This is a genomic window from Anaerobranca gottschalkii DSM 13577, assembly GCF_900111575.1.
In the GTDB taxonomy this organism is placed as follows: Bacteria; Bacillota; Proteinivoracia; order Proteinivoracales; family Proteinivoracaceae; genus Anaerobranca; species Anaerobranca gottschalkii.
The window spans coordinates 34,906-49,696 of the sequence record NZ_FOIF01000004.1 but is presented as its reverse complement, the minus strand read 5'-3'; the positions used below and the strand labels follow the sequence as shown (position 1 = coordinate 49,696).

14 protein-coding genes and 1 other annotated feature are annotated in these 14,791 nt (G+C 31.6%); of the genes, 10 read left to right on the top strand and 4 right to left on the bottom strand.

The window, feature by feature from the left end:
* Positions 1 to 149 precede the first annotated feature (149 nt).
* The 9 genes from BMX60_RS02235 (at position 150) to BMX60_RS12450 (ending at position 8,702) form a co-directional block, all read left to right on the top strand.
* A complete protein-coding gene (locus BMX60_RS02235) occupies positions 150 to 2,486 on the top strand; it encodes a glycoside hydrolase family 65 protein (protein WP_091348676.1) in 2,337 nt (778 codons plus the stop codon).
* 75 nt (positions 2,487 to 2,561) lie between these two features.
* On the top strand, positions 2,562 to 3,794 hold the full coding sequence (locus tag BMX60_RS02230) for an ABC transporter substrate-binding protein (protein WP_091348673.1): 1,233 nt from the start codon (positions 2,562 to 2,564) through the stop codon (positions 3,792 to 3,794).
* A 79-nt stretch (positions 3,795 to 3,873) separates the two neighbouring features.
* Complete coding sequence (locus BMX60_RS02225) at positions 3,874 to 4,764, top strand: carbohydrate ABC transporter permease (RefSeq protein WP_091348670.1); 891 nt, start codon at positions 3,874 to 3,876, stop codon at positions 4,762 to 4,764.
* 36 nt (positions 4,765 to 4,800) lie between these two features.
* Positions 4,801 to 5,631, top strand: coding sequence for a carbohydrate ABC transporter permease (locus BMX60_RS02220; protein WP_091348667.1), 831 nt, complete (start codon positions 4,801 to 4,803; stop codon positions 5,629 to 5,631).
* A gap of 21 nt (positions 5,632 to 5,652) precedes the next feature.
* Complete coding sequence (gene pgmB, locus BMX60_RS02215) at positions 5,653 to 6,342, top strand: beta-phosphoglucomutase (protein ID WP_091348665.1); 690 nt, start codon at positions 5,653 to 5,655, stop codon at positions 6,340 to 6,342.
* A 12-nt stretch (positions 6,343 to 6,354) separates the two neighbouring features.
* Positions 6,355 to 7,476 carry an ABC transporter ATP-binding protein gene (locus BMX60_RS02210; protein ID WP_091348662.1) on the top strand — a complete coding sequence of 374 codons (1,122 nt, stop codon included), beginning with the start codon at positions 6,355 to 6,357 and terminating at the stop codon, positions 7,474 to 7,476.
* 100 nt (positions 7,477 to 7,576) lie between these two features.
* Complete coding sequence (locus BMX60_RS02205; RefSeq protein WP_091348660.1) at positions 7,577 to 8,011, top strand: hypothetical protein; 435 nt, start codon at positions 7,577 to 7,579, stop codon at positions 8,009 to 8,011.
* Between the two features lie 26 nt (positions 8,012 to 8,037).
* Positions 8,038 to 8,469, top strand: a complete 432-nt coding sequence (locus tag BMX60_RS02200) for a ferritin-like domain-containing protein (RefSeq protein ID WP_091348657.1) — start codon at positions 8,038 to 8,040, stop codon at positions 8,467 to 8,469.
* Positions 8,470 to 8,528: 59 nt separating this feature from the next.
* The gene (locus BMX60_RS12450; RefSeq protein ID WP_091348654.1) at positions 8,529 to 8,702 is read left to right on the top strand and encodes an OsmC family protein; all 174 of its coding nucleotides are present in this window, start codon (positions 8,529 to 8,531) and stop codon (positions 8,700 to 8,702) included.
* Between the two features lie 34 nt (positions 8,703 to 8,736).
* Here BMX60_RS12450 and asnA read toward each other — a convergent pair whose 3' ends face one another.
* The 4 genes from asnA to BMX60_RS02175 all read right to left on the bottom strand — a co-directional run bounded on the left by asnA (position 8,737) and on the right by BMX60_RS02175 (position 12,806).
* Positions 8,737 to 9,747 (bottom strand): aspartate--ammonia ligase, encoded by a 1,011-nt coding sequence (asnA, locus tag BMX60_RS02190; protein ID WP_091348651.1) that lies wholly within the window; start codon positions 9,745 to 9,747, stop codon positions 8,737 to 8,739.
* 46 nt (positions 9,748 to 9,793) lie between these two features.
* Positions 9,794 to 10,034 (bottom strand) — a binding site (T-box leader).
* A gap of 69 nt (positions 10,035 to 10,103) precedes the next feature.
* Complete coding sequence (locus tag BMX60_RS02185; protein ID WP_091348649.1) at positions 10,104 to 10,889, bottom strand: hypothetical protein; 786 nt, start codon at positions 10,887 to 10,889, stop codon at positions 10,104 to 10,106.
* A 2-nt stretch (positions 10,890 to 10,891) separates the two neighbouring features.
* A complete protein-coding gene (locus BMX60_RS02180) occupies positions 10,892 to 11,821 on the bottom strand; it encodes an ABC transporter ATP-binding protein (protein WP_091348646.1) in 930 nt (309 codons plus the stop codon).
* Positions 11,808 to 12,806: a hypothetical protein gene (locus BMX60_RS02175; protein WP_091348643.1), complete on the bottom strand. Its 999-nt coding sequence runs from the start codon at positions 12,804 to 12,806 to the stop codon at positions 11,808 to 11,810. Before BMX60_RS02175 ends, BMX60_RS02180 begins: the two co-directional genes overlap by 14 nt.
* Before the next feature lie 174 nt (positions 12,807 to 12,980).
* On the opposite strand from BMX60_RS02175, the gene BMX60_RS02170 reads away from it, so the two are divergent.
* Entirely contained in the window at positions 12,981 to 14,783 is a 1,803-nt protein-coding gene (locus tag BMX60_RS02170) for a DUF885 domain-containing protein (protein WP_091348642.1), read from the top strand.
* Positions 14,784 to 14,791: the final 8 nt, after the last annotated feature.

Here is a 14,791-nt window from a genome sequence, read left to right as displayed (position 1 = left end):
TAGTATTTAAAAATTATTAAAAAAATTTTTGGAAAATACTTGTCAAATAAATAATAGTGGTGGTATAATAAAAACGAAAACGTTTTGGATTTTTTTATCGTTTTTTCCGAAAACGTTTTGGGAAAACAAACAAGTAGTGGAGGGTTAGCATGAAATATGATAAAGAAATAAATGGCTTGAAGAATTGGATAGTAGCAGAAGAGGACTTTTGTCAGGAGTACTTAGGGAAATTTGAATCAATTATGTATCAAGGTAATGGGTATTTAGGAATTAGAGCTTGTACAGAAGAGACGTATCCTGGAGAAGTTAGAAATACTTTTATTAGCGGTACATATAACAAGTTTCATCCCAGTGAAGTAACTGAATTACCCAATGCAGCGGATGTTATAGGTATAGATATATATATCAATGGGAAAAAGATGAATTTAATGGAAGGGAACTTTAAAAATTACAGTAGATATTTGAATTTAAAAAACGGTGAATTAGTAAGGAATTTTATTTGGTTAGGTCCTAGTGGAGAAGAAGTAGAATTTACTTTTAAAAGATTGGTTTCTTTAGCTAATTATCACTTGGTAGCCCAGGAGGTTTTGATAAAGCCGTTAAGTAAACCTGTTCAACTAAAATTAAAATCAGGGATAAATGGGCAAATGACTAATTCAGGGGTACAACATTTTTTTGAAGGTGAAAAACGGCTGTATGACGGAAAATATTTAAATTTTATTCAAACAACTATAGAAAGTAATATTCATTTTGTAATAAATTCTACCCATTCATTTTTTAAGAATAATGAATACTATGAACCAGAATCAATAATTTTAATGGATAGAAGAAAAATTTTCTTTGAGTTTAATGATAAAATAGAAGTTGGGCAAGAACTTGTCTTAAATAAATTGTCGACTTTTCATACCTCTAGAGATAAGGAATTGGAAAAATTAAGTTTAAAAGAGATTATATTAGAGAGCTTAAAGGAGTTAAGGGAAGAAAGTAAAAAAAGATATAATCAATTACTAATGGAAAGTGAGGAAAAATGGGAAAAAGAAGTTTGGAGTCAAGGGCCAATAGAAATTTTATCAACTGATGGATTTGATCAATTAGCTATACGATTTGCTCAATATCATTTAAGGATTATGACACCTTTTCACGATAATAGAATGAGTGTTGGAGCAAAGGGGTTAAGTGGTGAAGGATATAAAGGTCATGTTTTTTGGGATACAGAAATCTTTATTTTACCTTATTATATATATACCTATCCTGATAAAGCTAGATTATTGTTGGAATACCGTTATTTTACTTTAGATGGTGCAAGGAAAAAAGCAAAGGAAAATGGCTATGAAGGGGCCATGTATCCTTGGGAAAGTGCATGGAAAGATGATGGAGAAGTAACGCCAGTATGGGGAGCTGCCGATATAGTAACTGGAGAAGCAACTAAAATTTGGTCAGGTTTTATTGAACAACATATTTCCGCCGATATAAGTTACGCTATTTGGCAATATTATCAAATTACCGGTGATGAAGATTTCTTGATTAAATATGGTTATGAAATGCTATTTGAAATAGCTAAGTTTTGGGCTTCAAGGGTAGAGTGGAATGAAGAAAAGGGACGTTATGAAATAAAAGGAGTTATTGGACCAGATGAATATAAAGAACATGTAGATAATAATGCCTTTACAAACTATATGGCTAAATTTGCCATCAGTATTGCTATAGATTGTTATAATAGCTTAAGAGAAAAAGTTGATCAAAAGGTTTTTGATGAATTAAATGAAAAAATTAAAATCGATGATTGGATTGAAAAATGGATTGATGTCCAAAGGAAAATTTATTTACCTAAACCTAATGAAAATTTAGTAATACCTCAAGATGATACATATTTACAAAAAGAAGTTATTGATTTAACAAAGTACAAAAATCAACAGCAAGTAGGTTCAATATTTCGAGACTATAACTTAGCTCAGGTCAATCAAATTCAAGTAACTAAACAAGCAGATGTAATTATTTTACTTTATTTATTAGAACATTATTTTAGTAAAGATGTGAAAAAGGCTAATTGGGACTATTATGAACCTAAGACATTGCATGATTCTTCATTAAGCCTTTCTACCCATTGTATTATAGCTAATGATTTAGGAGAAAAAGAATTGGCTTATCAATTATTTAAAAAAGCCGCCCAAATTGATTTAGGACCTAATATGAAATCAAGTGATCACGGTATTCATGCTGCCTCTATTGGAGGAATTTGGCAGTGTGTAGTAAACGGTTTTGGTGGAGTACGAATTATTGATGGTAAACTGAGGATTCAACCTTCATTGCCTGAGAATTGGTCAAAACTTAAATTTGTTATCTATTACCAAGGAGATAAATTAAGTATAGAAATAACTAAAGATAAAGTAATGATTGAAAAGTTGACTAATAGAAATAGGGAAATTGAAATTTTAAATAATCAGCAGTTTTATCTATTAAAAGATAAGCTAGTATTGAAGATTTAGTTTTTAAGGATTTTGTTTTTAAATAACCTAACAAAATTAGGTTATTTAATAAATAAAAAAAGGGAGGTTTTTAGTTTGAAAAAGTTTCTCGTTTTCCTAATTTCTACTTTTATAGTAGTTGGCTTGCTAAGTGGGTGTGGCTCTTCTGATGCTAACAATACAGATGACTTATCAGGTAAAACCATAGTTGTAGGTAGATGGGGAGGTAATGATGCTGAAACCGCTGCCTTTAACAAAATGGTTGCTGAATTTACTAAAAAAACTGGAATTAAAGTGGAGCAAAGGATCTATTCTGATTACAATATGGAATTACAGGTAGAGTTAATCGGTGGGACAGCACCAGATGTGTTTTATGTAGATGCTTATATGGCCCCATTTTTTATTGAGCAAGGGGTATTATTAGAATTAGATTATGATGAATTTGAGTTAGACAAATTTTATCAACCATTAACAAATGCATTTATTAAGGATGGAAAGGTATATGCAGTTAGTAAGGATTATTCTACACTAGCCCTTTATTATAATAAAAAATATGTAAATGCTGAAGAAATACCTGATACATTAGAAGAGTTGTGGACCAGTGACTTTTTAACTAACCTTAAAGCTAAGTTGCCTTCTGGGATGGCAGCTATGACCTATAATCAAGACTTAGCAAGGAAAATGTTTATTGCTCAAGGGGGAGGAGTTTCTATCGTTAGGGATGAAATTTATTCTAATTTATCAGATCCTAAAATAGTAGAAAATCTAACTCCTTTATTTGAAGCAGCTAAAGAAGGTAAATTGGTAACACCCCAAGACTTAGGTGTAGGTTGGAATGGAGATGCCTTTGGTAATGAAAAAACAGCTATGATGATCGAAGGTAACTGGGTACTTGGATTCCTTGAACAAAACTTTCCGGAAGTTGAATTTGGAGTAATAGAAGTTCCCACTTTTAGAGGGGAAAAAGGAACTATGGTATTTACAGTAGGATATGGTATTTATAGTAAATCAAAAGAAGTGGAAGCAGCAAAAGAGTTTATTAAGTTTGCTACAGGAACAGAAGGGATGGCAATTTGGACTAAAGGTGCAGGGGTTCTTCCATCTAGGGCTGATGTAGCTGAAGCTATAGGTGTAATGGATGATCAGCGAAAAGTTCCCCATATTCTAGGGGCTGAATATGCTACACCTTGGCAAAAGGGAACTACTTTAGATACAATAAATAATGAGTTTAGAAATTATATACCATCAGTAGTAAAAGGAGAAAGAACTTTAGCTGAAGCTCTAAAAATAGCTGAGGAAGAAGCTAATAAAATAATTAGACAAAATTAATTTAGGGGAAAAAGTTAGAGCATATAAAGGAATATCCCTTTATATGCTCTAACATTAATGGATAAAGGTTGGTGGAGAAATGAAAAAAAATAAAGTAGCAGATAATTTAATGGGTTATGGATTTCTCACCCCAGCGATATTAGTTTTAGGGATTTTTATTTTTGGTTCAATTTTTTATGCAATTTATATCTCTTTTCATAGGGTAAACCTATTTACTGGGTATTTTGAATTTATAGGTTTAGATAATTATCGAAGGGTTTTTAATGATACTGCAACGAGAAGGGCTTTTTATAACACAACTCTATTTGCCAGTGTAGTGGTGCCAACTCAGACTATTATAGCTATGGTATTAGCAGCAGTTTTAAATAGTAAGATTAAAGGTAAAATGTTTTTCAGAACTATTTATTTTTTGCCTACCCTTACCTCTAGTGCCGCTTTAACGATGATTTTTATGTTTTTGTTTAGTTTAACAGGACCTGTTAATCAAATATTAATGAGAATAAATATTTTAGATACACCTATTAACTTTTTAAATAACCCGAGGTTTGCTTTACAAGTAATTATGGCAATGAATATTTGGTCTACAGTACCTTTCTTTATGACAATTTACTTGGCAGGGTTACAAGAGATACCTAAAAGTTTATATGAAGCAGCGGAAATTGATGGGGCTAATAATGTACAGAAATTTTTATATATTACGGTACCCCACTTAAAACCCATTACCACTTTTGTGGTGCTAATGGGTATAATAGGAACCTTTCAGATGTTTGACCAAGCCTATATCTTTTCTAATGGTTCTGGAGGACCGGAAAATTCTACCCTCACAGTAGCTTTATTAATCTTTAGGTATGCCTTTGGACAAAACAATACTATGGGTTATGCAGCGGCATTATCTATAGTTTTGTCGATAGTTATTTTTACTATTTCATTTATAGCTCAAAAACTAAACAAATCAGAAAGCCTTTACTAAATATACAGGTAGTAAATTTTTATTAGGAGGTGCACTATGGGTAAGAGGAACTATGTAAGTTTAGCTCTCTATTTAATTTTAATTATTTATGCACTTGTGACTTTTTTTCCTTTTTTGTGGGCAGTTTCAGCTTCTTTTAAAACCTACCGAGAAATTACAGGGGGAGGTTTGAATCTCATTCCCCAAGAACCAACATTACAAGCTTATAGAAAACTTTTTTTAATGGATGATAATTTTCTACGTTGGGTAGCTAATTCCTTTTTTGTAGGAATAGTAGGTACAACTTTAAATGTTTTATTTAATTCGATGGCTGGCTATGCCTTAGCACGGATCAACTTTAGAGGTAAAGATATGCTTTTTTATGCTATATTGGCATCTATTATGGTGCCTGGACAAGTTCTATTAATACCTAATTATCTTATTGTCCGGAGTTTTGGGATGCTTAACTCTTATAATGCTGTTATATTACCTGTTGCAGTTAATGCTACTTATATTTTTATGATGCGGCAGTTTTTTATAAATTTTCCTAAAAGTTTAGAAGAAGCAGCGGCTTTAGATGGATTAAATAGATTAGGGGTATTTTTTAGAATAGCTATGCCTTTAGCTAAACCTGCTATTGCAACCCAAGCAGTTTTTATTTTCTTAGGTTTTTGGAATGAGTTTTTAAGGGCAAAGCTGTATTTGGCAGATACCTCAAAATATACACTCACAGTAGGAATTCAATCGATGATGAGTAGATATAGTGGAATAACCCAATGGGATGAAGTAATGGCTGCCAGTGTAATTTCTTTAGTACCCATTTTGATTTTATACATTTTGTTAAATAAGTATTTTATGGAAAGTGTTCGTATGGATGGAGAAAAATAAAGGCTTATTGGAGGTTTTGACATGATTTTACCAAAAGGAGTTATATTTGATTTAGACGGCGTTATAGTTGATACAGCTGAATTTCACTATTTAGCTTGGAAAAACCTAGGTAAAAGACTGGGGATAAGTATCGATAGAGAATTTAATGAAAGATTAAAAGGGGTTAGTAGGTTAGAATCCCTAGAGCTAATTTTGGAGCGTGGAAAGGTTGAGAAAAAGTTTACTAAAGAAGAAAAAGAAAAATTAGCAGAAGAAAAAAATAACGAGTATATAAGTTTAATACAATCTATTACCCCAAAGGATATTTTGCCGGGGATAGGAAGCTTATTAGAAAAATTAAAAATAAATAAGATTAAAATAGGTTTAGCATCTGCATCATTAAATGCAGAAAGAGTAATAAAATTGTTAAAAGTAGATAGTTATTTTGATTATATAGCTGATCCTAAAAAAGTGGGAAGGGGTAAACCAGAGCCAGATATTTTTTTAGATGTTGCAAATGGTTTAAATATCCAAGCTTTAGAATGTGTAGGGATAGAAGATGCCCAAGCAGGTATAGATGGTATAAAAAAAGCAGGAATGTTTGCTGTGGGAATAGGAAAAACACCTTTATTAAATGTAGATTTTCAAGTGGAGAATACTGATGATTTAACCTTTGAATTATTGGTAGAAAAATACAACAATTGGTTAAATCAAAAGATTGAAATAAAATAAAGGGGGCTTATAATGGCAAATGTAAGATTAATAGATGTATGTAAGAAATATGATAATGGTGTTCTAGCAGTAAATAACGTAAATTTGGAAATTAGAGATAAAGAATTTGTCGTTTTTGTAGGGCCATCCGGTTGTGGAAAATCGACAACTTTGCGGATGATTGCAGGTTTGGAGGATATAACCGATGGTGAAATATATATTGATAATCTAAAGGCTAATGATGTTCCGGCGAAAGATAGGGATATTGCTATGGTTTTTCAAAACTATGCCTTGTATCCCCATATGACTGTGGAAGAAAATATGGGTTTTGCATTAAAACTTAGAAAAGAATCTAAAAAAGAGATTAAAGAAAAAGTTATGGAAGCAGCTAAACTCCTTCAGCTAGAAGATTTACTTTCAAGAAAGCCTAAAGAGCTCTCCGGTGGTCAACGGCAGCGGGTTGCATTAGGTAGAGCTATTGTAAGAAACCCTAAAGTTTTTTTAATGGATGAGCCACTATCTAATTTAGATGCCAAATTGAGGACAGAAATGAGAAGTGTAATAATGAAATTACATAAAAGGTTACAGGCTACTTTTATTTATGTAACCCATGACCAAGTAGAAGCGATGACTATGGGGGATAGAATCGTAGTGATGAATAAAGGGGTAGTACAGCAATTCGATACCCCTCAAAATTTATATAATAACCCCAAGAATTTATTTGTGGCTACTTTTTTAGGTAGCCCACAAATGAATACAATAGAATGTCAATTGTATAAAAATGAAAAAGGATATTTTGCTTTATTAAAGAACAATGATACCATTATGATTCCCTTTGAAAAAGGAAAAATGCTAGAAAAAAGGGGCTATGTTGGAAAAGAGGTTATTTTAGGTATACGTCCGGAACATATTACCAAAAAGGAAAATGAAGAGATAAATGATGAAATTGAGTTACAAGGAAAAGTTATTTTAAGGGAAATAATGGGATCTGAAACCTTTGTCCATATTCAATTAGGTACTCAACAGATTATAAGTAAATTTACCGAAGGTATGGATGCAAAAATAGATGATAATATAGAAGTTATCCTAAACTCCAAGAAAATTTTCTTTTTTGATAAAGATACCCAAGAAAACATATTTTTTAGTGATAGATAACCTCTATCACTTTTTTATTGCTTAACTACCAATTCTTTGGTAAACTATATTTTGTAATAATAATTATAACTAATAACGATGATTTAAAGGGAGGAGAAAGATGAGTACTAGATTTGATTATGAAGGAATTATAAAAACAGTTAGTGAATGTTGCTTAACAGAAGACTACTGTGGTGGCTGTAAAAGTGATAGTTGTTTAATAGGTTATGCAAAAAACTGTTTAACAACTTCAATAAAAGAAAATAAAGAGTTTATTGATGGTGGTATGGATAATTTACCATTACAAGATATGAAGGTATATGATGAAGACACTATGGTTGATTCATTAGCTTTTCTGTTACATCAATGTAGAAACTGTAATTTATACCATGATGAGGATTGTATTATCAATGTTATCCGTTCTGCTTATGAAGTAGTATTATTAGGGGATCCACAAGAATATAGGGGTAGTACTTTTATGTACTTAAGTGATATAAAGAACATTAATAGTGAGGTTGCTGATAAAGTTTTTGCAGCATTCCAAAGGAAAAAATAAAAGAAAAATAATAGGAGGTAGATGTTATGAAAGAAATTAAATTAGTTTTGGAGAATAAAATAGGTGATACTAAAGGAACAGAATTGGAAAGGGTAGTAAAACAAAACTTTACAGGAGAAACTTCTGAAGTAGGTATATATTTAGCTATGGCAAGGCAGGCACAAAGGGAGGGGTATCCTGAAATAGCTGAAATATTAAAAACTATCGCCTGGGAAGAAGCAGAGCATGCTGCCCGCTTTGCTGAATTTAACGGATTGATACAGGAGGATTTATTTGCCAATATAAAACAAATGTTAGAAGGAGAAATTTTTGCAAATCAAGGGAAAAAAGAGGCAGGGGATAAAGCACAAGAATTAGGTCTTAATGATGTGAGGGACTACTTTTATGAATCTTCAAAAGATGAAGGGCGACATGCCAGAATATTAGAGGGAATATTAAAAAGGTATAATAAGTTCTAATTTTCTATATAATCCCTTTACAATTATACCCTAATGGGGTATAATTGTAGTATAATGATATTGGAGCCGCTGGTGGAGAAGGTTCAGCTCCAACTCCCTTTGATTTGTTTTTAAGTTCTATAGCTACCTGTGCTGGTGTTTATGCTTTAGGATTTTGTCAGAGCAAAGGGTTATCTACCGAAGGGTTAAAACTGATGAATCCCCCTAACTTTCAAATTATTACGTCTAAATAAATAAAAAATGGGCCTTAAAGAAGGGCCCTATTTTTTATAATAATTGAATACCTAAACTTTCACATTCCTTTATAATCTCTTCTGGCCAGATACTAGCCTGTACTTCCCCAATATGGGCTTTTTTTAAGAAAAACAGGCAAATCCGGGATTGACCTATCCCACCACCCATAGTTAAAGGAAGTTTATCTGAGATCAGCATTTGGTGAAATTCTAAATTAAGCCTTTCTGTCTGACCAGCCTTTTGTAATTGGTCGATTAAGGAATGTTTATCCACTCTGATTCCCATAGATGAAAGTTCAACGGCACAATTAAGGACAGGGTACCAAAAGAGGATATCTCCATTTAACTTCCAATCGTCATAGTCAGGGGCTCTGTCATCATGTTTTATGCCAGACTTTAATGTATCACCGATTTCCATAAGAAAGACCGCCCCTTTTTCTTTAGTAATGGCATTTTCCCGTTCTTTTGGGGATAGATGGGGGTAGAGGTTTTCTAATTCTTGGGTTGTGATAAAAAATATTTCTTCTGGCAGGGTAGGTTTTATTTGAGGATAAAGGTTAGTTATAAAAACTTCTGTAGATTTAAAAACCCTATATATTTTCTTTACAGTCATTTTCAAAGTATCCTTGTTCCGCTGCTCTGGTGTAATGATTTTTTCCCAATCCCATTGATCAACGTAAATAGAATGGAGGTTTCCTAATTTTTCATCTTTTCTAATGGCATTCATATCGGTATACAAACCTTCACCTACTTCAAAACCATAGCGGGCCAATGCCATTCGCTTCCACTTTGCTAGAGAATGGACTATTTCAAAATACTGACCACCGGTAGATGGTACAGAAAAGGATACCGGCTGTTCTTTACCACTTAAATCATCATTTAGGCCAGAATCTGATTTTACAAACAAAGGGGCAGATACCCGGGTCAAATTTAACTCTTCTGCCAGCTTTCTTTCAAAATAATCTTTAATAGCTTTGATGGCAACTTCCGTTTCTTTAATATCCAGTAGGGAACAGTATTTTTGTGGGGCAAATTTCTTTAGCATTAATTAAACCTCCTTTTTTAATAAAAAAATAAAACCTTCCATCCCTGAAAGGGACGAAAGGTATACTTCCGCGGTACCACCCTAATTAGCATAAGGCTCACTTAATAACGGTTCTATCAAACCGCCCTGAAGATAACGGTACAGGTTCCGTCTAAGCCTACTCTCTTAAAGGATTTCGGTTAGCTGCTTAAGGATGTTTTTCGATATAGCTTTCGTATTGGTCTCCCACCATCACCAACTCGCTGAAACTACCTTCTATATCTACTTCTTCCCATCATCGCCTTTGAATTTTAATATTTTAATTTAATTTAGCATATTAGAGTAATAAAGTCAAGGGTTTTGGGAAAATATTAGGATTAAAACTCTGCTTTAGTGTATATATAAATCATAATAATTAACAAAATAGCGGTATATGAATACATGTAAATATTTCCGTGGAATGGATTAAGTTCTTGGTACTTGTCTAAGATAGTAAAACTTTCTTCCATAGAAAGAAGTTTATATGAATTAATTGGTAAGATATAATTAACTATATTTAAGACTCTGTCTTCTTTTAGTTCTAGATATGCATTCGAATTAATATATAGCCAGTACTGGGATAATAAAATTGGAATAAAGCCAATAACTAAAACTTTGAATAAGCCAACTAGGAAAATACTAACAAAGGCTAAAAGGATAGAATTGAAGCAAAGTTTTATAAAGGTATTTAGAATATAAAACTCAACATAAGAAGTTTTAGTAATTAGTAAAGTAAAGCCTGTTAGTAAAAATAAAGTCCACCAAAGCATTGATATAAATAAGACAATACCTAATATTCTTCCAATAAAATACTTAATTTTGTTAACACCACCGGTTAAATATATTTGTTCCGATTCTCCTAAAAAAACTTCTCCACCGGTAATTGCACTTAAAATAATAATATAAGATGTTAGTAACATTTGACTAAAAAAATAGACACTTTCTAAAAAGTTCTCAAAAATGATATCTTTATATAAATCTCTCATCGGTTCACTATATGTTAAGTAATTAGTCATAGCTAATGGTAAAAAGACTAGAACAACAATGAGTATAAAAGAAGATATTAAAACTTTTTTTGTACAAAATTTTAAAATAGTATCATATGTAACCCAAAACATACTCATATCTACATCGCTCCCTTCTTCTTCAATAAGTTAAAATAATATTCCTCTACTGTAAGGGAGTTTTTATTTTGAATATCTTTGATATTAACCCCTGAACCTATAAGTATAGAGATAATTTGATTAAGAAAAGTATTATCATTATCCTTAGGAAAAATTATTTTATTTTTTTCTACAATTATTTTTTCTTTTTCCGGTAAATTTCTATAAATTTCCTCATCAATGTCTTTGTCAGTAAAAATTTTTGTTTTTTCCTCAGTTTGAAGGATTTCTTCTGCTGGGATACTATCAATTATTTCGTTTTGATGGAAGAAGGAATAATAGTTAGCTTGATCACTTAATTCTTTCAATTCATGGGAACTAAAGATAATACTAGCCCTTTCTTTTAGACAATATTCTTTAATTACTTTAAAAAAACGGTTTCTAGCTAAGGGATCTAAACCGGTAGTTGGTTCATCGAAAATTATTAGTTTGGGTTTATGAAGGAGTGTTTGTATTATACCAACTTTTTGTTTTGTTCCTTTAGACATTGCTCCAATATTTTTTTTAAGGTGTTCCTTTAATTCAAACAACTCGATTAGTACATCAATATCTTCTTTTATTGTTTTATAAGAAATTTTTCTCATACCAGCTAAACTTGAAAATAGTTCATGGATAGTGTAAAGGGGAGGAAAAGAAAAAATTTCTGGTAAATAACCGATATCTTTACAAGGATTTAACCAGTTTTTTTCTTTGCCAAATACAGTGATTTTGCCACTAGATGGCTTTAGAAAACCCATAATCAACTTTATAGTAGTTGTTTTACCAGCACCATTCTTGCCTATAAAAGCAGTTATTTGTCCTTCTGGAATCTTTAAGTTACAGTTTAATATTCCTGCCTTACCTTTATAAAGTTTTGAAACACCATTTAACTCTATAACACTATTTCCAGTCATTTGGAATCAACTCCTCTAAGTTTTCAAAGGGTGAAATTAAAAAGTATTCCAAAGATTCAAGGGGGTATATAAATTGTTCATTTTCTTTTAAATAAGTGAAAAGTCCCCCTAAAACTTTAATTTTTGGTACAAAGTCAGCAGTGGATTTTGTAAAGGGAATAATAACGGTATTTACCCCTTGATGAAGTTCAACATTCAAAGCTTTGGTTGGCTGTTCTACAATAGCCATTTCATATATATTAGGGAATTCTTTATCTAACTCTCTTTTAAGATATAAGTCTTCAACCCTATCTAAAGGTTCCTTTAATACAACAACGTTTTCTTGATCTATCCCAAATTTAGGTAAACTAAAGTTAAAGGCTTCTAAAACAACATTATCCTTTACATTAAATTCTATAATTAAAGCTGTAATTTCCCATAATTCATTTAAAGCTACGAGGGCCCTTGTCTTTTGAATACAATGGTCAACTTCATAAAATATGGACTGAACATTGAAAAAAGCGAGATCACCTATATATATTTTTTCTTTGATACCGCTGATATAGGTTAATTCTAAATAGGCATCTTCAAAAACAAAATTTGTAGATCTAGGGATATTTACAAAGAGATTATATAGATATACCTCTTTTGAATCTACTTTTGTTTTACCTATTTTTTCAATATCTTTAACACTTACAGCAATTGATAAGTGAGGGTCTACATAATCTTTTTCAGTAGTTTCGTCTACTGTTATAGGAGATGAAAGTCTTGCTTCAATAATCAAGTTAGGATCTGTATTTTTAGAATTAGGGTAATTTTTTAGCATTAAAAAACCTATTGTTACAAAGGAATCTTCATCAGTACTTTCTAAAGAAACATCAATGCTGTATGACCATGGATAAATTAAAGTTTCATCACTGGGAAAAGAAGTATTTTTGTTAATGAAAGCTAATAGTAAAGAAGAAATTACTAAAAAAACTAATAAAAAGATAATTTTTTTTGACATATAATTCCCCCTTTTAGTTATAAGGTAAAAAAGTTATCTTTTCAAAAAAAACAATATATTACATATTATAACTTAAGGGAAAAATTATTCAAGTAAAAAAATTAATAAGATAAAGGAATTTTGTAAAATTCACAGAATATATAATTTATATCTTTTAAAAAGGAGGGGAGGCTTTTGAGAGAGTTAGTTTTTTGGGTTGGTAGTTTAATTTTGGCATTACTCATTATTTGGCTAATTCGTTTATTATACTTTAAACCAGTTAATATTAACCACTTTTTTGAACGGGTTATGTTAAAATTTGCCTTAAGGTATCCTGAAATTTTGACTATGATAAGGGTATTAGAAAAGTTTGGGATATATAGTCATAATAAAAAACTCAATAATTTATCAGATAAGTTTATACAAAAGGAAATTAAAAGGATAGAAAGGGAATTTCAAATTCTAAAAAGTTATGATAGGGAGAGTCTTTCTGATAAAGATAGATTATCCTACGATATTATGGAATGGTTTTTAGGGGATTCGGTGGAAGGAGGGAAATATAAATATCATAGCTATCCTGTCAATCAATTGTTTGGAGTGCAAAATCAACTTCCATCCTTTATGGTTTCCTTTCATCAAATCAATACTTTGAGGGATGCTAAACATTATATTATCCGTTTAAAGAAATTTAAAAAGGCATTTATGGAAGTTGAGGAAGGAATTGAAATACGGGAAAAGAAAAATATTATACCACCATTATTTGTTATAGAAAAAGTACTAATGGAAATGGAAAATTTTATTATGACTCCTGCTGAAGAAAATATCTTGTATAAAAATATGGAAAAGAAATTAAAAAAATTAAATAAGATATCCCCAAAAGTGCAGGAAGAACTGTTAGAAAAGACTAAAAAAGCTATTAAAGATGATGTATATCCTGCCTATGAAATATTAATTAACTGTTTTAAAAGGCTCAAACCCAAAGGGGTAAAAGATGTTGGGGTATGGAATTTACCTAATGGAGATCAGTATTATCAATACTTGTTAAAACACTATACCACTACAGAATTAACCGCTGAGGAGATTTATAATATCGGTATTAAAGAAGTAGAAAGGATACAGGGGGAAATTAAGGACATTCTAACTAGACTAGGTTATAATGATAATAAAAATGTCGTTGAAACTTTAGTAGAATTGGGGAAAGATGAAAGATTTACTTATCCAGATACAGAAGAAAGTAGAGAGCAGGTTTTATTAGATTATCAAAAGATAATTGATAGAATAGATTCCAGTATAAGTGATCTTTTTAATATAAGACCCAAGGGGAAATTGGTAGTAGAGCGAATTCCTCCTTTTAAAGAAAAAACGGCACCAGGTGCCTACTATAATCCTCCTTCAATGGATGGTTCCCGACCAGGTATTTTTTCTGTAAATTTACTAAAACTTCCAGTAAAATGGGATATGGAATCACTAGCTATTCACGAAGGAATTCCCGGCCACCATTTTCAAATAGCAATACAACAAGAATTAAAAAATATGCCGACATTTAGAAGGGTCATACCCTTTACTGCCTATGTAGAGGGATGGGCACTATATGCAGAAAAGTTAGCCTATGAAAAGGACCTTTTTTCCGATGATTACAGTAAATTAGGGTATCTGAAATCGGAATTGTTCAGAGCTGTCAGATTGGTTATAGATACGGGCATCCATTATAAAAAATGGACAAGGGAACAAGCAATAGAATATATGTTGGAAAATACAGGGTTAGATGAAACCAGTGTTGTTATAGAAGTGGAACGGTATATAGTGATGCCTGGTCAAGCCACAGCTTATAAAATAGGGGAATTGGAAATCTTGAGGCTGAGGGAAAAGGTGAAAAAAGCTTTAGGGGAGGATTTTGATATTAAACAGTTCCATGATTTAATTCTAAAAACGGGAGCTGTACCACTAAAAATACTAGGAGAAGTAGTAGATAAATATATAGAAAAAAGGGCTTGCTAGAGCTAGCC